Origin of the sequence: Bradyrhizobium sp. CSA207, assembly GCF_029051685.1 — a bacterium.
Taxonomy (GTDB): domain Bacteria; phylum Pseudomonadota; class Alphaproteobacteria; order Rhizobiales; family Xanthobacteraceae; genus Bradyrhizobium.
In genome coordinates this window covers 57,836-75,090 of sequence record NZ_JAACFT010000011.1, presented here as the reverse complement: position 1 = coordinate 75,090, position 17,255 = coordinate 57,836, and the positions used below count along the sequence as shown (strand labels likewise).

Annotated in this window: 16 protein-coding genes; 5 read left to right on the top strand and 11 right to left on the bottom strand. The window is 64.5% G+C overall.

Going from position 1 to position 17,255, the window contains the following annotated elements; all coding sequences use genetic code 11:
- Positions 1-2 precede the first annotated feature (2 nt).
- From GWG65_RS14380 to GWG65_RS14350, 7 genes are all read right to left on the bottom strand, one after another.
- Complete coding sequence (locus tag GWG65_RS14380) at positions 3-1,664, bottom strand: thiamine pyrophosphate-binding protein (protein WP_275196217.1); 1,662 nt, start codon at positions 1,662-1,664, stop codon at positions 3-5.
- A gap of 357 nt (positions 1,665-2,021) precedes the next feature.
- Positions 2,022-3,209: a mannonate dehydratase gene (gene uxuA, locus GWG65_RS14375; RefSeq protein ID WP_275196336.1), complete on the bottom strand. Its 1,188-nt coding sequence runs from the start codon at positions 3,207-3,209 to the stop codon at positions 2,022-2,024.
- Positions 3,210-3,227: 18 nt separating this feature from the next.
- Complete coding sequence (locus GWG65_RS14370; RefSeq protein WP_275196216.1) at positions 3,228-4,277, bottom strand: L-idonate 5-dehydrogenase; 1,050 nt, start codon at positions 4,275-4,277, stop codon at positions 3,228-3,230.
- Complete coding sequence (locus GWG65_RS14365; protein ID WP_275196215.1) at positions 4,274-5,680, bottom strand: TRAP transporter large permease; 1,407 nt, start codon at positions 5,678-5,680, stop codon at positions 4,274-4,276. Before GWG65_RS14365 ends, GWG65_RS14370 begins: the two co-directional genes overlap by 4 nt.
- A 4-nt stretch (positions 5,681-5,684) precedes the next feature.
- Positions 5,685-6,263, bottom strand: coding sequence for a TRAP transporter small permease (locus GWG65_RS14360; RefSeq protein ID WP_275196214.1), 579 nt, complete (start codon positions 6,261-6,263; stop codon positions 5,685-5,687).
- A gap of 215 nt (positions 6,264-6,478) precedes the next feature.
- Entirely contained in the window at positions 6,479-7,438 is a 960-nt protein-coding gene (locus GWG65_RS14355; protein WP_275196335.1) for a sialic acid TRAP transporter substrate-binding protein SiaP, read from the bottom strand.
- A gap of 90 nt (positions 7,439-7,528) precedes the next feature.
- Entirely contained in the window at positions 7,529-8,347 is an 819-nt protein-coding gene (locus tag GWG65_RS14350) for a FadR/GntR family transcriptional regulator (RefSeq protein WP_275196213.1), read from the bottom strand.
- A 146-nt stretch (positions 8,348-8,493) separates the two neighbouring features.
- Here GWG65_RS14350 and GWG65_RS14345 point away from each other — a divergent pair, with 146 nt between their 5' ends.
- On the top strand, positions 8,494-9,978 hold the full coding sequence (locus tag GWG65_RS14345; RefSeq protein ID WP_275196212.1) for a mannitol dehydrogenase family protein: 1,485 nt from the start codon (positions 8,494-8,496) through the stop codon (positions 9,976-9,978).
- A gap of 89 nt (positions 9,979-10,067) precedes the next feature.
- Positions 10,068-10,475, top strand: a complete 408-nt coding sequence (locus GWG65_RS14340) for a nuclear transport factor 2 family protein (RefSeq protein WP_275196211.1) — start codon at positions 10,068-10,070, stop codon at positions 10,473-10,475.
- A gap of 67 nt (positions 10,476-10,542) precedes the next feature.
- Here the strand turns inward: GWG65_RS14340 and GWG65_RS14335 are convergent, their stop codons facing one another.
- Positions 10,543-11,268, bottom strand: coding sequence for an HAD family hydrolase (locus GWG65_RS14335; RefSeq protein WP_275196210.1), 726 nt, complete (start codon positions 11,266-11,268; stop codon positions 10,543-10,545).
- Between the two features lie 155 nt (positions 11,269-11,423).
- Between GWG65_RS14335 and GWG65_RS14330 the strand changes: the two genes are divergently transcribed.
- Positions 11,424-12,275: an SDR family oxidoreductase gene (locus GWG65_RS14330; RefSeq protein WP_275196209.1), complete on the top strand. Its 852-nt coding sequence runs from the start codon at positions 11,424-11,426 to the stop codon at positions 12,273-12,275.
- Positions 12,276-12,858: 583 nt separating this feature from the next.
- Positions 12,859-13,437, top strand: a complete 579-nt coding sequence (locus tag GWG65_RS14325) for a MarR family transcriptional regulator (protein WP_275196208.1) — start codon at positions 12,859-12,861, stop codon at positions 13,435-13,437.
- 13 nt (positions 13,438-13,450) lie between these two features.
- On the opposite strand, the gene GWG65_RS14320 is transcribed toward GWG65_RS14325, so the two are convergent.
- Positions 13,451-14,401: a hypothetical protein gene (locus tag GWG65_RS14320; protein WP_275196207.1), complete on the bottom strand. Its 951-nt coding sequence runs from the start codon at positions 14,399-14,401 to the stop codon at positions 13,451-13,453.
- A gap of 815 nt (positions 14,402-15,216) precedes the next feature.
- On the opposite strand from GWG65_RS14320, the gene GWG65_RS14315 reads away from it, so the two are divergent.
- Positions 15,217-15,987 carry a response regulator transcription factor gene (locus GWG65_RS14315; protein ID WP_275196206.1) on the top strand — a complete coding sequence of 257 codons (771 nt, stop codon included), beginning with the start codon at positions 15,217-15,219 and terminating at the stop codon, positions 15,985-15,987.
- A gap of 281 nt (positions 15,988-16,268) precedes the next feature.
- On the opposite strand, the gene GWG65_RS14310 is transcribed toward GWG65_RS14315, so the two are convergent.
- Together GWG65_RS14310 and GWG65_RS14305 are read right to left on the bottom strand one after the other, a co-directional pair.
- Positions 16,269-16,727 carry a hypothetical protein gene (locus tag GWG65_RS14310; RefSeq protein WP_247389721.1) on the bottom strand — a complete coding sequence of 153 codons (459 nt, stop codon included), beginning with the start codon at positions 16,725-16,727 and terminating at the stop codon, positions 16,269-16,271.
- Entirely contained in the window at positions 16,724-17,233 is a 510-nt protein-coding gene (locus GWG65_RS14305) for a flagellar biosynthesis protein FlgN (RefSeq protein WP_275196205.1), read from the bottom strand. The genes GWG65_RS14310 and GWG65_RS14305 overlap by 4 nt, the downstream gene beginning before the upstream one ends.
- Positions 17,234-17,255 lie beyond the last annotated feature (22 nt).

The window sequence follows — 17,255 nt, the reverse complement described above, 5'->3', positions numbered from 1 at the left end:
GCTTACGCCTTCACCGCGGGCGCGAAATCCTTGCTGACCGACATCGCGCGCGGATCGATGATGCAATGCAGGATCGACGGCTTGCCCGAGGCGAGCGCGCGCTCGAACGCCGGCGCAAATTCTTCGGTGCGCTCGACACGCTCGCCATGGCCGCCGAACGCTTTTGCGTACATCGCAAAATCCGGGTTCTTGAGCTGGGTGCCGACCACGCGGCCGGGATAGTCGCGCTCCTGGTGCATGCGGATGGTGCCGTATTGCGAATTGTCGACGACGATGACGACGAGCGGCGCGTCGTACTGCACGGCGGTCGCGAACTCCTGGCCGTTCATCAGGAAGCAGCCATCGCCGGCGAAGGCGACGACGGTCCGATCCGGATATTGCCGCTTGGCGAGCACCGCGGCCGGCACGCCATAACCCATCGAGCCCGAGGTCGGCGCGAGCTGGGCGGCAAAGCTGTGGAAGCGGTGATGGCGATGGATCCAGCCGGCATAGTTGCCGGCGCCGTTGCAGACGATCGCGTCCTTGGGCAGGCGGTCGCGCAGCCAGGTCATGACCTGACCATACTGGAACGCGCCCGGCAGTTCGCGCGCTTTCTCCGTCCAGGCGAGATAATCGGCATGCGCTTTCGCCGCCTCGCCCTTCCAGGCCGGCGCGGCCGAAGGCCTCAGCGTCTCGACTGCGGCGGCGAACGCGGCCGGCGTCGCCTGGATCGCCAGCGCCGGCTGGTAGACGCGGCCGAGCTCTTCGGAGCCGGGGTGGACGTGGATCAGCTGCTGTTGCGGGGTGGGAATGTCCAGCAGCGTGTAGGATGACGACGGCATTTCCGACATGCGGCCGCCGATGAGAAGAACGACGTCGGCGCCCTCGATGCGGGCCTTCAGCCCCGGGCTCGGCCCGATGCCGAGATCGCCGGCATAATGCGAATGATCGGCGTCGATCAGCGATGCCCGCCGGAACGAGGTCGCGACCGGCAGGTCGAACCGCTCGGCGAAACGCGCGATGCTTCTGGTCGCTTCATCCGTCCAGCGCGAGCCGCCGAGGATGACCAGCGGCGCCTTCGCGCTCGCGAGCATGGCGCGGACGCGTTCGATGTCGGCGGGCGCCGGCCAGCTCACCGCCGGCTCGATCCGCATGGCATCGGCGACAGCTGCGGTTTCCGTCAGCATGTTCTCCGGCAGCGAGATCACCACGGGGCCCGGACGGCCCTGCATCGCAACGCGGAAGGCGCGCGCGACCAGCTCCGGTATGCGATCGGGACGGTCGATCTCGACCGCCCATTTCGCCATGGTGCCGAACACCGCCTTGTAGTCGAGCTCCTGGAACGCCTCGCGCTCGCGCATGCCGGTATCGACCTGGCCGACGAACAGGATCATCGGCGTCGAATCCTGCATGGCGATGTGGACGCCGTGGCTGGCATTCGTCGCGCCCGGGCCGCGGGTGACGAAGCAGATTCCGGGCCTGCCCGTGAGCTTGCCATAGGCCTCCGCCATCATCGCGGCGCCGCCCTCGGCGCGGCAGATCATGACGTCGATCGGGCTGTCATGCAGCGCGTCGAGCGCCGCAAGATAGCTCTCGCCCGGCACGCAGGTGACGCGCTCGACGCCCTGGGCGACCAGCTGGTCGATCAGGATCTGGCCCCCGGTGCGGGTGTTGCGAATGGTCATGATAGCTCCCTGCAGGCTTTGGCGATGCGCATCACCGCCTCGCGCAACTTTTATCCTGAGGTGGCGTAGAATAGACCGTCAGGCGGTGCAAGGCTGAAACGGCCTACGGGCATGACAGCAGAGGCGGCTCTGCATTCTCGCGGCGTATCTTACCGAGGCTCGGCGCTTTGCTGTTTTGCCCGAGGGGCACCATGGTCACCACGTACTCGCTGTCATCGCCCGGCTCCGACCGGGCGATCCAGTATTCCAGAGGCGGTTGTGATTCGAACCGAGACGCCACAGCGTACTGGATGCCCCGGTCAAGCCGGGGCATGACAGCGGTGTGTGCGGCCATCCCCTTGCGAGACAAGTAGCCGGCTATCCATGCTCGATCGCTCGGATGGCGCCGCGGAGCTCGGCGAGGCCGCGCAGGCGGCCGATCGCGGTGTAGCCGGGATTGGTGCGCTTGGTCGCGGCGAGATCGTCGAGCATGCGGTGGCCGTGATCGGGCCGGAACACGATCTGCCGGTCCGGCGAACGCCGCGCGTTCTCCTTCAGCAGCGCTTTGAGCACCGCGGTCATGTCGACGTCGCCGTCGAGATGATCGGATTCGTAGAACGACAGGCCGTCCGCCTCGCGCTTGGTCGCGCGCAAATGCGCAAACGCGATGCGCGGGCCGAAGCGTTCGGCCATCTCGGGCAGGTTGTTGCCGGCGCGGACACCGAGGGAGCCCGTGCACAGGCAGATGCCGTTGGCCTTCGACGGCACGGCATCGAACAGCGCCTGGTAGTCGTCGGCGGTGGAGGCGACGCGCGGCAGCCCGAATAGGGGGCGCGGCGGATCGTCCGGGTGCAGCGTCAGTGAGACGCCGAGCTGCTCGGCCACCGGCGCGACGCGCTCAAGGAACTCGGCCAGATGCAGGCGCAGGATGTCTGGCGTGATGTCGCGGTATTGCTCGAGCCGGTCGCGAAATTGCGGGATCGTCATCGGCTCGGTGGTCGAGCCCGGTAGCGCGCTAGCGATGACCATGACGAGATAGTCAATGTCAGCCTGGCTCATCTTCTCGAAGAGCTTTGTCGCGCGCGCCTGCTGCTCCGGCGAATACTCCTGAGCTGCGGCGGGGCGCTTCAGGATGTGCAACTCGAACGCGGCAAAGCGGTCCTGGTCGAAGCGCATGGCGCGGGCGCCGTTCGGCAGCTCCCATTCCAGATCGGTGCGGCACCAGTCGACCACCGGCATGAAGTTGTAGCAGATGATCTTGATGCCTGCGGCGGCCACGGCCTCGAGGCTCGCGATCCAGGTTTCGATCGAGCGCGTCGCCTTGCCGCCGAGCCGCTTGACGTCGTCTGGGATCGGGATCGACTCCACGACCGACCAGCTCAAGGGCGAGCGGCCAGGCTGGCCGTGCTCGATGAAATTCTTGCGCTCCTCGACCGCCTTGCGCGTCCAGGCCTCGCCGATCGGCACCTGGTGCAGCGCCGAGACGATGTCCGTCGCGCCGGCCTGCCTGACATCGTCGAGCGATACGGGATCATCGGGCCCGTACCAGCGCCATCCCTGCAACATCATCAAGAATCTCCCGGATCAGTTTGCAGTCAGCACGACCTTGACGCTCTGCGAGCGGTCGAGCGCCAGCCGCAGCGCGTCCGGCGCAGTCGACAGCGGCCGCTCGGCGGTGACCAGCGACAACACATCGACGCTGCCGTCGGCAATCAGCTCCACCGCCGTCATGAACTCGAAGCCGAAACGGAACGAGCCGCGCAGGTCGATCTCCTTGGCCATCACCGCATTGGCCGGCACGGGAATCTGCCCGCCCGGCAGATTGCCGATCTGCACCACCGTGCCGCCGCGCCTGACGATACCAATAGCACTGGCAAGGCCCGCGGCCGTGCCCGAGACCTCGAACGCGACATCGTAGGGGCGCGACGCAGCCTGCGCCTTCAGCCCTTCCTCCCCGCCCGAGACATTCTCGACATGTTCCGCACCGAGCCGGCTCGCGAACGCAAGCGGGGCCGGCGCGATGTCGGCGACCGTGATGTCGGCCATGCCGGCGCGGCGCGCGGCGAGCATGGTCAGCAGCCCGATCGGGCCGGCACCGAAGATGATGCCGCGCTTGCCCTCGATGTTGCCGGCGCGCGCGACCGCGTGCAGGCAGACCGCGAGCGGCTCGGCGAGCGCCGCGGCCTGATAGGAGACGTGATCAGGGATCTTCACGCATTGCGCGGGGATCGCATCGAAATAGTTGGCGAAGCCGCCCTGCATGTGCGGCGTCTTCGAGGCCGAGCCCATGAAGTAGATGTTCTCGCAGAGATTCGGCCGGCCCTCGCGGCAGGCGACGCAATGGCCGCACCAGCGCGACGGGTTGACGGCGACGCGGTCACCGACCTTCAGGTTCGACGCGGATCCAGAGATCTCCACGACCTCGCCGGAGATCTCGTGGCCGAGTACCAGCGGCGACTTCACGACGAAATCGCCGGTCCGGGCATGACGGAAATAGTGCATGTCCGAGCCGCAGATGCCGCCGGCGCCGAATCGGACGCGCACCATGCCGGATGCAAGCTCGTCGAGCGGATGCTCGACCATGCGCAGGTCTTCGGGGCCGAACAGGGTTGCAGCGAGAGCTGTGGATGTCATTTGGAGAGTCCCATGTATTTAGGCAGCCAGAGGGTCAATTCGGGAATGTAGGTGATCGCGATCAGCGCGAGCATCAGCGGCACCAGCCAGGGCAGAATCGCGACCGTCGTTCGCTCGACCGAGAGCTTTGCCACACGCGCCAGCACGAACAGCACCATGCCGAGCGGCGGGTGCAGCAGCCCGATCATCAGGTTCAGCGTCATGATCAGGCCGAAATGGACCGGATCGATGCCGAGCTTGAGCACGATCGGCAGCAGGATCGGCACCAAAATGGTGATCGCCGCCGTGGTATCGATGAAGCAGCCGACGAACAGGATCAGGATGTTGGCGAGCGCCAGGAACACCCATTTGTTGTGGGTGATGCTGAGCATCCAGTCCGAAAGCATCTGCGCGGCCTGCGACACCGTCAGCAGCCAGGCGAAGATCGAGGCGGCAGTGACGATGAACAGCACCGAGGCCGTGGTCTCGATGGTGTCGAAGGTCGCCTTGGCCACCGTCTGAAGCGTCATGGTGCGGTAGCGCACGAGGCCCAGGAACAGCGACCAGATCACGGCGGCGACGGCGGCCTCCGTCGGCGTGAACCAGCCGAGCGTCATGCCGCCGATCAGGATCACCGGCGCCATCAGCGCCATCACCGCGGAGAAGTCGAAGTACCAGTCGATCGCGAGCAGCGCGCCGAGCCCGATGACAACCGCCATGTTGGTCGACATGCCGGCAACCACCATCAGCCAGATCGCGAGCGGGAAGCTCAGCACCACGACGATCTCGAGCCCGGCCGAGCCGAGCTGCGGCCAGGAGAACGGCGTGTCGCTGCCCCATTTGTTCTTGTGGGCGAAATAGGTGACGGTGGCCATCATCAGCAGGGTCAGGACGACGCCGGGAATGACGCCGCCCAAAAACAGCGCGCCGATCGAAACGTTCGCCATCATGCCGTAGATCACGAAGGGCAGCGACGGCGGGATGATCGGCCCGAGCGTCGCCGAGGCCGCGGTGACGCCGACCGAGAACTCGGTGGAATAGCCGTGATCCTTCATCGCCTTGATCTCGATGGTGCCGAGGCCGGCGGCATCCGCGATCGCGGTGCCGGACATGCCGGAGAAGATCACCGAGCCGATGATGTTGACGTGACCGAGACCGCCGCGCATCCAGCCGACCAGCGCGACGGCGAATTTGTAGATGCGGCCGGTGACGCCGGCGATATTCATGAGGTTGCCGGCCAGGATGAAGAACGGCACGGCGAGCAGCGGAAAGCTCTCGATGCCGGCGATCATGCGCTGCGCCAGCGTGACATCGGGCGTCACGCCGCTGACCAGGATATAGAGCAGCGACGACGCAGCCATGGCGATCGCCACGGGAACGCCAAGCAGCATCAGGATGAGAAAGCCTCCAAGCAACAGCAGCATGAAATTACCCTTCCGATCCGTCGTAGGCACCGGGACGTTCGAGGATCGAGTAGCCCTGCCGCCAGTTTTGCAGCGCCACCTGCACGGAGCGCGCGAACATCAGCACAAAGCCGAGCAGCACGGCGTAGTAGACGTAGTTCTTGGCAAAATTGATCGTGGTCATCGACTCGTCGCCGATGATCTGGATGTAGACCCAGACCAGCCTGGTGGCGTAGCCGAAGAAGGCGATCCGGATCAGGTCGATTACGGTCGACAAGGCGCGCGCCACGAGATGGGGCAGATAACGGTAGACCAGGTCGACCTGGATATGCCGCGACAACCGCACGCACATCGACGAGCCGATGAAGACCACCCCGATCAGGCAATAGGTCGCGATCTCCTCGGTCCAGGCGTAGCTGTCGTTGAGCACGTAGCGGGTAAAGAACTGGAGGAAGACGGCGGACGCCATCACCCAGAAGATCGCGAGCGCCAGCCAGTCCTCGAAAGCGTAGATTCCGAGGTCCACCTTCGGCGTCGCCTCCTCCTCGAAGGTATGGGCGATCTCGTCCGCGGTGATCTGCCGGTGCAATTCGGCGCTCGACATGTGGTTACTCCTCAAACGACTTAGTTCTACTGCGTCAAACTCGCTCCGCTCCTCATCCTGAGGAGCTTGCGAAGCAAGCATCTCGAAGGACGGCCCCGGGCGACACCTGAGCGACACCGGGGCCTTCATGGTTCGCCCGGCGATGCGAAGCATCGTCCGGAGACGCGCGTTCCGCGCTCCTCACCATGAGGGTTTCATGGCGCAGCAAGCGTCCGTCACTTCACCGCCTGGATGCGTTCCCAGTCGGCCTTGCGATAGCCGAAGGTCTCGAACGCGACGTTCTTCAGCACGGTGTCGCGGAACTCGTTCTTGTCGACCTCGGTCACGGTCAGTCCCTTCTCCTTGAAGAAGGCGACCAGCTTGGCTTCGTTCTGCTTGATCTCCCCGGTGGCCTTGGCGGCAGCCTCCTGCGCCACGTCCGTGAAGATCTTCTTGTCCTCGTCGCTCAGCTTCTTCCAGAGCGCACCGGCGACCACCGTGTTGAGGTGGTCGACGATATGGCCGGTCAGCACGATGTGCTTCTGCACCTCGTAGAACTTCTTGGCTTCGATCGTGGTCAGCGGGTTCTCCTGCGCCTCGACAGTGCCGTTCTGGAGCGCGAGATAGACTTCGGCAAAGGCGATCGGCGCGGTGTTGGCGCCGCAGGCACGCGGCATCGCCAGATAGGCCGGAACATCGGGCACCCGCATCTTCAGGCCCTTCAGGTCGGCGCAGCTCTTGATCGGCTTGTTCGAGGAGGTCTGGCGCACGCCGTAATAGGTCACCGCGATGATGTGGTGGCCGCTCTTGTCCTCGTAGCCCTTGGCGAGTTCCTTGAAGATGTCGCTCTTGGTATAGGCCAGCAGATGATCGGCGTTGCGGAAGGTGTAGGGATAGTAGGTCACGCCGATCGGCGGAAAGCTCTTGGCCGCAAAGCTCGAGCCGGAGATGATGATGTCGACCGAGCCGAGCGAGAGACCCTGATTGATGTCGGCCTCCTTGCCGAGCTGGGACGCCGGATAGACATCGATCGCATAGCGCCCGTTGGTGCGCTTGCCGATCTCCTGCGCCGCCCAGACCGAGGCGGTATGGAACGGCTCCGAGGTCTCATAGACATGGGCCCATTTGAGCTTGGTCTGCGCGATGCCGGCATTGGTCGTCGCACCCATCGCCGCGGCCGAGACCGCGAGTACCATCGTCATTTTCTTCAACACTGACTTTTCCTCCATCTTTCAAGTCTGCTTCTTGTTCGCCCGACGCCCAAAGGGAATGCGGGCTGCCCAATGTCATCGCCGCCGCGCAGTTCCACCCTTGGCCTGCTTGCTCGGCGCACGTTTCGGTTTTGCCGGCTTTGCCGTGGATCGGTCCGCCCGGCTGCGCCCGGTGGGCGATCCTGCCGCGACCTCGGCTCCAAAGTTCTGCGCAAAGCGTTCCTGGGAGCGCGCCAGATGATTGCGCATCGCATCGCGTGCGGCCCCGGGATCGTGCGCCGCAATGGCATCGCGCACCGCGCGATGCTCATCGAGCGCCGCGTGCCAGGTGCGCGGGTTCTCGAAATAATGCGCGAGCTGCGCGAAGTAGGGATTGAGGCGCTGGTCGAAGAGATCGCCGACCACGCGCACCAGAACGGCGTTGCCGAGGCTTCCGGCGATCGCAACATGGAAAGCGCGGTCGTGGATCATCGAGGCTTCGCCGGGATGCGTGACATTCTCCATCGCAACGAGTGAGGCATCGATGCGCGCGATGTCGTCCTTCTTCGCGACGCGCGCAGCCTGCTCGGCGATCGCGCTTTCGAGGAATTCCCGGGCGCGCAATAGTTCGAACGGGCCTTCGATGACGGCGGCCGCCGACGGCACGGACAGCGCGGCGCCCGCAGGTTCGATCACGTAGATACCGGAACCGACACGGATACGGAGGCGGCCTTCGACTTCGAGCGCGATCAGCGCTTCACGCACCGTCGGCCGCGAGACCTTGAGCTGTTCGGCGAGCTCGCGTTCGGTCGGCAAGCGGCTTCCGACCGCGTATTCACCGCTGTCGATCAGGCTTCGCAATTGATCGGCGATTTGGCGATAGAGCCGTCTCGCCTCCACAGCTTCCAGCGGCACGCTGGCCTCCCCGAAAGGGTCTCGCCGGGAAGCTTCGCGCCCCGGCGGCCCGCCAATTTTCGAAAATTGGTCTTACCAATTGACCGGAGCATTGACCGAGGACAGGCGCCATGTCAAGCAGCGGCAAAGCAAAGGGAGAGACGACCATGCGCCTTAATTCAATGCGCCTTGGCCGCGCCAATCTGGACCGGCTGCCGCCGGCCATCCGCCGCCCGGCCTATGACCGTTCGCGCATCACGCCCGGCATCGTGCATCTCGGCCTCGGCGCCTTTCATCGCGCCCATCAGGCCGTCGTCATCGACGATTGTCTTGCCGCTGGCGCCGCCGCCTGGGGCATCGTCGGCGCGAGCCTGCGCAGTCCGGATACGCGCGACGCGCTCGCTCCGCAGGATCATCTCTACACGCTCGCGGTGCGTGCGGCCGAAGGCACCGAGCACCGCGTGATCGGCGCGCTGCTTGGCAGCCTCGTCGCGCGCGAGAACCCGGCGCGGCTGGTCGACAGGATGGCCGATCCGGCCATCCGCATCGTTTCGCTCACCGTCACCGAGAAGGGCTACTGCCACATGCCGCAGACCGGCGATCTCGACGAGCGGCATCCGGACGTCGTGCACGATTTGAACAATTTTGACGCGCCGCGCTCGGCGCCCGGGTTCATCGTTGCCGCCCTTGCACGCCGGCGGGCGCAAGGCCTTGCGCCCTTCACCGTGCTCTGCTGCGATAACCTCGCCGCCAACGGCCACACCGTGCAGCGGATCGTGACGCAGTTTGCAGCGCTGCGGTCGAAGGACCTCGGCAAGTGGATTGCGGATACGGCAACCTTTCCCTCGACCATGGTCGACCGCATCGTGCCGGAAACGCTACAGGCCGACCGCGATGAGGTGTCCGCCGCACTCGGCTTGCACGACGCGTGGCCGGTGATGACCGAGCCGTTCACGCAATGGGTGGTCGAGGACCGCTTCGCCGCGGGCAGGCCTGATCTCGCCGCCACGGGCGTCGAGCTCGTCACCGACGTCAAGCCATTCGAATTGATGAAGCTGCGGCTGCTCAACGCCAGTCATTCGGCACTCGCCTATCTCGGCTATCTCGCCGGCTACGAGACCATCGCCGACACCATGACCGATCCGCACTTCGCGCGGCTTGCCGCCCAAGTGATGGAAGAGGCCGCGGTGACGCTGACGATGCCGTCAGGCACTGATCTTGCCGCCTACCGCGCCTCGCTGCTCAAGCGCTTTGCCAATCCGGCGCTGCATCACCGGACCTGGCAGATCGCGATGGACGGCTCGCAAAAGCTTCCGCAGCGCTTGCTCGGCGCGATGCAGGACCGCCTCCGCAACGACCTGCCAATCGAGACCCATGCGCTCGCGGTAGCCGGCTGGATGCGCTACGTCGCGGCCACCGACGAGCAAGGCCGCGCGATCGACGTGCGCGATCCGCTCGCCGGCGAATTCGCGGCGTTGGCGCGTGAGGCCGGTCCCGTCGCCGAGCGGCTTGCGCCTGCACTGCTCGGCGTCGAAAAGGTGTTCGGGCCGCTCGGTGCCGAGCCGCGGTTGCGCGCGGCGGTCACCACGGCGCTCGGCCGTCTCTATGCGGACGGTGCGCGGCGGGCGGTGGAGACACACGTTTCGCACTGACGGCAGCCCCGAACGTCGATGCTGCACTGCAATTAAAGTCGACGGAAGTCGCGCTTGATTTTTCCGCGTCCTTGCCCCACCCGGGAGGCATGACGAAGGACAACAAGGTCATCGCCGCCAACGCGGCCTTTTACGCTGCCTTTTCGACGGGCGACTTTGCCGGCATGGAACGGATGTGGGCGGACGACGACACCATTTCCTGCATCCATCCCGGCTGGCCGGCCATCGTCGGGCGGGCCACCGTGATCGGCAGCTGGCGCGACATCCTGCAAAGCCCGGAGCGGCCGCAGATCGTCTGCGCCGAGCCGCAGGCGATCGTCGACGGCGAGAGCGCGCGCGTGCTCTGCATCGAGATCGTCGACGGCACCGCACTTGCCGCCGCCAACCATTTCAAGCGCGTCGGCGACGGCTGGCGCCTGGTGCACCATCAGTCGAGCCCGATTGCGCAGATTGTCGAGCAGGCAGAGGAAGATAGCCCGTCCCGCCGCGTCCACTGACGCGGCCAGACACGCCGGCGTGATCTACTGTGCATGGGGTTGTTTTTCACTTTTTTGTTCTGCAGTCTCATCCGGACCCCGCAAGTTCCGACAGATCCTCCAGCACGCACCGGGCATCGGCGAAATCATCGTCCCGGAAGAACATGCTGCGGGTGATCAGGACCGGAATATCGGCGCGCGAGGCCGCGAGCAGGCCGTTGGCCGAATCCTCGATCGCGACGCAGCTGGAAGCTTCCAGCCCCAGCCGTCCCAGGATCACGAGATAGGCGTCCGGCGCCGGCTTCTTGTGGCGAACATCGTCGCCGGCAACGATGGCCTCGAAGTCCGCGGCCCAGCGCTTCCCCAGCGCCCGCGACAGCAAGGCATCGATGTTGCCGCGCGACGTGGTGGTCGCGATCGCGAGCCGCTGGCCGCGCGACCTCGCCGCCGCCAGCAGTCCCGCCACGCCAGGCCGCAACGGGCAACAGCCGGTCTCGACCAGTTCGGCATAATGCGCGGTCTTGATGCGGTGAAGCTCTGCGATATCCACGTCCGATAATGGCGCAGCGGCCCGCTGCCTCGCGTGGTAGGCGCGGATGCGTTCCTTGCCGCCGGTCACAAGCAGCAGATCCTTGTAGACGGCACGATCCCAGTGCCAGGCGAGGCCGTGGCGCAGGAAGGCTTCGTTGAAGGCCTGCCTATGCAGTTCCTCGGTTTCGGCCAGCGTTCCGTCGACATCGAAGATCAGCGCGCTGGCACGCCGGATCAGTTCCGCGGCGTCGCATAGTGCTGCGGCGAGTGCTTCTGCCTGCATGACCGGCGCCTCCCTCCAGCCGCTCCAGTGACAAGCGAGCATCGCCCGCAGCGGCAGACGAGTAAAATTGCAATATCTTTTGCCGGACCCAAAAATCTCTTATGAGCAGAGACGCGCTGCGGCGCGACCGGAACTTCGAACAGCACGGCAGACGCATGCGGCTCTTCATTCTCGGCTTCGGCTATAGCGCGGGGCATTTCGTCCGCAGATTCGGCGGCAGCTTCTCGCACATCGCCGGCACGGTGCGCGATCCCGCGAAACGGCAAGGCGTGGCCGGGTTCGAGGCGCACTCATTCTCCGGGAGCAGTCCGGATTGCGAGACGGTCGAGCGGGTCCGCGACGCCGACGTCCTTCTGGTGTCGATCCCGCCCGGTAGCGCGGGCGATCCCGCCATCGCGACGTTCGCAAACGTGCTGGCATCGGGCCGGCGCCGGAAGATCATCTATTTGTCCACACTGGGCGTATATGGCGACCATGGCGGCGCCTGGGTCGACGAGAGCACGCCACCGCGGGCCACCCTCGAGCGGACGCGCATGCGGCTTGCGGCGGAGCACGCCTGGATGGCGGCGGGGCGCGGCGATGTCGCGGTCCTGCGGCTTGCGGGCATCTACGGTCCCGGCCGCAACGCGCTGGCAACGCTGCGGGCTGGAACGGCCCGGCGCATCATCAAGCCGGGACAGGTCTTCAACCGCATCCATGTCGACGACATAGCGGGCGCGATCATGGCTACGGTACGCCATCAGGGCGGCGGCACGTGGAATGTTTGCGACGACGAGCCCGCGCCGCCGCAGGACGTGATCGCCTATGCGGCAAAGCTTGCAGGCATTGCACCGCCGGCTGAAGAGGCGTTCGAGACGGCCGAGATGTCGGCAATGGCCCGCAGCTTCTACGCCGGCAACGCGCGTGTCTCGAACGCGAAACTGAAGCGCGAACTTGGCGTGACGCTGGCCTATCCGACCTATCGGCAGGGCCTGGATGCGCTGTGGGACGCGGGTGAAGGACGATAATTGCGCGCGACCACGAGTCGGGCCGTGCCGCGAACGCTTGCGATCGCGACCGCGTAGACGAACACGCCGCCGCAGATGTTCCGCCGCAGCGCCTTGGTGAAGGTCGCATAACGCGGTGAACAGCAGCGATCCGATCAACGACAGCGACGGCGCGCTGCTGTACGATTTTTCCTCCCCCACAAACGACACGCGACATTGGCTGGATGCAGGTTATGTGCCGGATTTAACCGCGTAGCTGCACTGCGTCGCAACATCCGTTAACCGAAAACGGCGGTTCTCTCACCGCTGCCGACGCCGTCCGGAGTTGCCGACAACCCGTCAGCGCGCGCAATTCCAAACCTTCCGCCGCAACAAAGGCGCCGCAATGGCCACAAAGACACACCATGTTGCAGGGGCATCGCATATCAGCGGAATCCCGTGCGCGAACCTCGGTCATTTGAGTGAAATTTTCAGAAGAGTTGAGCTGCGCGATTTACTCGAACTTTCTTTGTGACGCTCTAGTTCCACCTTCGAAAGTTCCATCTTCCCAGATTGCGCTACCAAAAGCTCAATTGAATAAAGCTTTATCCGACGTGGATTTGAAATGAATTTGGCTCGCGAATCGATTGAATTATTGGAGCAGGTTGCGCGGATCCTGTGGTTCGAAGGTACCAAGCACGGCTTGCGCGATCGCGAATGGATGGCGCTCCGCTTCCTGTCCCGCGCCAATCGGTTTTCCAGGACGCCGTCGGCGCTGGCGAGCTACGTCGGCACCACGCGCGGCACCGCCTCGTTCATCATCGGTGAGCTCGAACGGCTGGGATATCTGGAGCGGACGCGCTCGGCCAAGGACAAGCGTTCGGTGATGCTGAGTGTCACGCAGCAGGGTAAGAAGTTCTTGGTGCGCGACCCCGTCAACGTTCTCGTCGAGGCCATCGGCGTCCTCGACAATGACGCCAAGGTCCGCTTCCGCGACGGGCTCCGGCACGTGCTGGATCAATCGGACGCGGCCGAACAGCGGCATCATACCGACGTTTGCAAGCGCTGCATCTTCCTCCGCGAGGACCGCACCACCACCGACAGCAAGACAGCGGCCGAATACACCTGCCGCCTGTTTCGCGCGCCAATCGCGGAGGCCGAGGTCCAGCTGCTGTGCACCAGCTTCGAGCATCACCGCCAATAGAGAAGTGCGCGGACTACGGCGTCGCCTTGCGTGGCGAATAGACCACGCCGCCACTGGTCTCCACGACGAGGCGGCCGTTCTCGTTCCTGATCTCCTCGATGCGGCCAAGGCCGGGGACCTGTTGTCCCAGCACGGCCTCGATCACACCGTTCGGACTTTGCAGGATGGCAATCCCCTCATAGGCCTGACGGACCGACCAGCCCTTGACCGCCTTGCGCGGTGCCGACGTGCGCTCGGATGGAGATACCGAGCCCGTGATCTCGGGCGCTGCGACCGAGGCCATCATCGGCATGCTCTGCGACGACGTCTGAGCCTGCGCGGCGACAGGCGCCGGAGCCTGGATCTGCGCCTGGGCGAGCTTGTCGAGCTTCGCCGTCGAGGACGAAGTCACCCGCTCGATACGATCCAGGTTCTCGGCAAAGCGGCCGAAGCGGTCGCTGGTCGCCTTGCTCGAGAGATCGACCGCGGTACGCAGGCCGTCCAGGTTTTCGGACACGCCCGACACCTGCTTGCGCAGCTGCGCGACCGTCTCGCGCAGGTTCCTGATCTCCGTATTGGCGGAGGCGCTGGTCTGGCTCGGCTGCGTGGTAAGATAGGCGATCACGCCGGTGCAGGCGCAGACCACTAGCACCGCGGCGACCGCCAATGTTGCGAGCGGCACGACCCATGTCGGACGCGGCGGCGGCGGCTTGGCCACGATCACGGCCGGACGAATGACAGTCGGCGCAGGCTTCGGTATCGCCATCTTGTCGAGGCGCGCCCTGGCGCGAATGCGCTTGAGCCCCTCGAGCGCTTCCTTGGCGAGAGTTTCATCGCTGGCCGACGCCGACGCAGGTCTCGCGCTTGCAGCGGGCTTTGCCGCACGCGTCGCATTGTCCTTTGCGGCGCCCGCCTGCGGAACCTGCTTCGCCGCCGCAGGCACATCCGCGGTCTCGTGGGGACGAGCTTTGCCATCGGACAACATGTGAAAAATGCTCCGTTCGGTTCGATCTGTCGAACGACGCTAGTTGTCGAAGCTTGCCTGAAACGTGCGCGTCGAAAAGTTCTCGTCACGCGCAACGCGACGTCGAATGAGTCAGACGCGTCATGCATGCGGCGAGAGTGCGACTCGAAAGACACACACTCGCCAAGATTTCGCCAAGCTGGAGCTGCCTCGCCATACATGAGTCGAATTGTCGCACACGGCAACGTACTCGCCAGAGTCAATCGGGAGTTGAAAACCCCTCAATGCACCTGACTCGCGCCACCGCCCAAAATGGCTGCAATTCTACGGGTGTACGGAACCATATAACCGCTACGGTGCAAAACTAGTTCGAATTTTGAATCAACTGATGCGATCGAACGTATCAAGAAACAACTCGAAACAAACCAACCGCATCAAGCACGCGTAGCAACCGCTTTCTTCCGCGTGCTTGATCGGAAATCGGCAATTGTTACGGTCCTACTCAAGTGATTCTCGCCAGATGGCGAGGAGATCGACACAGTTCAGTGGTGTTCGGACGCGATGAGCAACTTGGCGCAACTGTTCTAGGTCGCTGTCACAATCCGCCCCGCGAGGTGATCCGTAGACACCCGCCGGGCTTCACGTCGTAGCGTTCAGTATCGAGTCGAAGTAGCAGGCCTGCACATGCAGGCACTGGATGCGTAGGGCTGCCCGCGAATATGAAACCATAATAACGGTTCGCGGGAAGGAAATATCGTCAAACAGCATGGTTGCCGAGCCGGGCATCACACTAACCCATCCGGCCGCAACAAGTGCGAAACAGGGGCGAAAGACTGATGTATATAATCGTTGATGATCGCGAGAGCGTCGCGAACAGCTACGTCGGAGGGCTCGTTCGCGAAGGTGTATCGTCGATCGGCTTCTCCTCCGGAGAATTCTGGGACTGGCTGCAATCCGCCAATGAATCGGATCTGGCAGCGGTCGACGCCTTCCTCCTCGGGGATTGCGATACCCGCGGAAGCCTGCCGCGGGCGATGCGCAAGCGCTCCTCGGCTCCCATCATCGCCATGAGCGGCCAGAAAATGCTCAAGAACACGCTTGAGCTTTTCGAATCGGGCGTGGACGACGTGGTTTACGTACCGATCCATCTTCGCGAGATCCTGGCCCGAACGGCCGCAATCGCACGGCGCCGGGTCGGCGACCTGCCGAGGCCCTGCGAAACCAGAATCCAGGTCTTCTTCAACGGACGCGACCCCGAGATCGGCGGCCGCGCCCTCACCTTGCCCCGCCGCGAACTGCGCATTCTCGAATACATGGTCGGCAACCACGGAAAGTGGATCACCAAGACGCAGATCTTCAACGCGGTCTACGGCATCTTCGAGGCGACCTTCGACGAGAGCGTGATCGAGAGCCATGTGAGCAAGCTGCGCAAGAAGCTTCGTGACCGCCTCGGCTTCGACGCGATCGTGGCTCGGCGCTACGTCGGATACCGCCTCAACATCCCGGCCGGCGAGGCCATCGACGATCCGATGCAGGATCTCGACGAGGTCGGCATCCTCCTGAACAGGGCACACGCCGCTCCGGCGGCGCACCCGGCAGGAAACTGACGCGACACGACATCAATACCAAACGACACCGGCCTCTGCGGACATATCCCGCAGAGGCCGGTGCATTTTCAGCGGCGGACAGTTCGTCGGCGGTACGCGGTTCACCTCTCCCCGGCGGGGAGGGTCGGATTGCGCAGCAATCCGGGTGACGGGCCGCGACACCCAGTGCGACCGTAACCCCTCACCCGGATCGCATCTTTCGATGCGATCCGACCTCTCCCTACGGGAGAGGTGATTCGAGCTCCGTCGCGCGCATCGATTCAACCAAGATTCATCCCGCTTTAGGGCTTCTGCTGGAATTCGTCCTTCGAGACGTAGTTGAAGTCCTCGACCAGGACATCCTGGACGACGTCGGCCTGCATCCGCTCGTTGACGCGCTGCTTGATGGCCGTCGTGAGGACGGAGAGGTCGTAGCGGGCGAGCTTCCTGAAATCGAGGCGCTCGTCCGCATAGATTCTGCGGAAGGCTTCATCCACGACGAACGGCTCCGGCGGGACGGTGAGCTGGTGCATGGTCCGCGCCTCCACGGTGTAGACGAAGCGCGCAACGATGTAGCCCTGCACGTTTCCGTTCTCGACCATGGGCACGCTCAGCGCCCGCGTCTTCTGGTATTGCAGCCCATCGAGATATTCGTCCTTCGCCGGCAGCAGGCTGCCGTTTTCCTTCCAATAGGCCACGGCATAGCTCGTACCCGCGGTGAGGATGCATACCCAGAGTCCGGCCAGCACCAGTCTGATCATCTTCCGTCCTGCACTGCGCGACCGCTATAGGTGCCGTCCGACTCGGCTTCTTTGACCGCCCTGACGATGATGCTCGCGACCTCGCGCACGGCGTCGTAGTGCATTTCGAGGATGGCGCGGTTCCGCTCGAGCTTCTGGCGCAGGCGCTGGATTTCACCGGTGACCTCCACCTCGGCGCCGAGATGCATCCGCGCCCGCATCAGACGGACGAATTCCAGCATGCTCCGGCTCTTCCGCGCGCTGAAGTCGTCGAAATCGATCTTCTTCCCGGTCGCGAGCGCGACCGTCTCCTCTTCAATGATGCTTTCAAGCCGGCGGATCGACGCCAGCAGGCCCCGCATCTCGTCTGATCTCGCCGCATCGGTGCCGTCGGGCGCCACCTCACCGCCGCCATCTGGCAGGTGCACCGGCAACATCACCGCGCCCTGCGCGGATTCCACCGTCGCCTCGGTGTCGACCTCGGGCTGCTCCATCACCAGCGCCGCTGCGCCTTCATCTGCCTGCATCGGAAATTCACCCCTCAACTTT

What these genes read in the sequence shown, in the direction of transcription:
- GWG65_RS14355 (WP_275196335.1), bottom strand. Translation starts at nt 7,438, where the DNA reads ATGGTACTCGCGGTCTCGGCCGCGGCGATGGGTGCGACGACCAATGCC.
- GWG65_RS14340 (WP_275196211.1), top strand. Translation starts at nt 10,068, where the DNA reads ATGACGAAGGACAACAAGGTCATCGCCGCCAACGCGGCCTTTTACGCT.
- GWG65_RS14360 (WP_275196214.1), bottom strand. Translation starts at nt 6,263, where the DNA reads ATGTCGAGCGCCGAATTGCACCGGCAGATCACCGCGGACGAGATCGCC.
- GWG65_RS14315 (WP_275196206.1), top strand. Translation starts at nt 15,217, where the DNA reads ATGTATATAATCGTTGATGATCGCGAGAGCGTCGCGAACAGCTACGTC.
- uxuA (WP_275196336.1), bottom strand. Translation starts at nt 3,209, where the DNA reads ATGTTGCAGGGATGGCGCTGGTACGGGCCCGATGATCCCGTATCGCTC.
- GWG65_RS14365 (WP_275196215.1), bottom strand. Translation starts at nt 5,680, where the DNA reads ATGCTGCTGTTGCTTGGAGGCTTTCTCATCCTGATGCTGCTTGGCGTT.
- GWG65_RS14305 (WP_275196205.1), bottom strand. Translation starts at nt 17,233, where the DNA reads ATGCAGGCAGATGAAGGCGCAGCGGCGCTGGTGATGGAGCAGCCCGAG.
- GWG65_RS14345 (WP_275196212.1), top strand. Translation starts at nt 8,494, where the DNA reads ATGCGCCTTAATTCAATGCGCCTTGGCCGCGCCAATCTGGACCGGCTG.
- GWG65_RS14370 (WP_275196216.1), bottom strand. Translation starts at nt 4,277, where the DNA reads ATGACATCCACAGCTCTCGCTGCAACCCTGTTCGGCCCCGAAGACCTG.
- GWG65_RS14330 (WP_275196209.1), top strand. Translation starts at nt 11,424, where the DNA reads ATGCGGCTCTTCATTCTCGGCTTCGGCTATAGCGCGGGGCATTTCGTC.
- GWG65_RS14335 (WP_275196210.1), bottom strand. Translation starts at nt 11,268, where the DNA reads ATGCAGGCAGAAGCACTCGCCGCAGCACTATGCGACGCCGCGGAACTG.
- GWG65_RS14380 (WP_275196217.1), bottom strand. Translation starts at nt 1,664, where the DNA reads ATGACCATTCGCAACACCCGCACCGGGGGCCAGATCCTGATCGACCAG.
- GWG65_RS14325 (WP_275196208.1), top strand. Translation starts at nt 12,859, where the DNA reads ATGAATTTGGCTCGCGAATCGATTGAATTATTGGAGCAGGTTGCGCGG.
- GWG65_RS14310 (WP_247389721.1), bottom strand. Translation starts at nt 16,727, where the DNA reads ATGATCAGACTGGTGCTGGCCGGACTCTGGGTATGCATCCTCACCGCG.
- GWG65_RS14320 (WP_275196207.1), bottom strand. Translation starts at nt 14,401, where the DNA reads ATGTTGTCCGATGGCAAAGCTCGTCCCCACGAGACCGCGGATGTGCCT.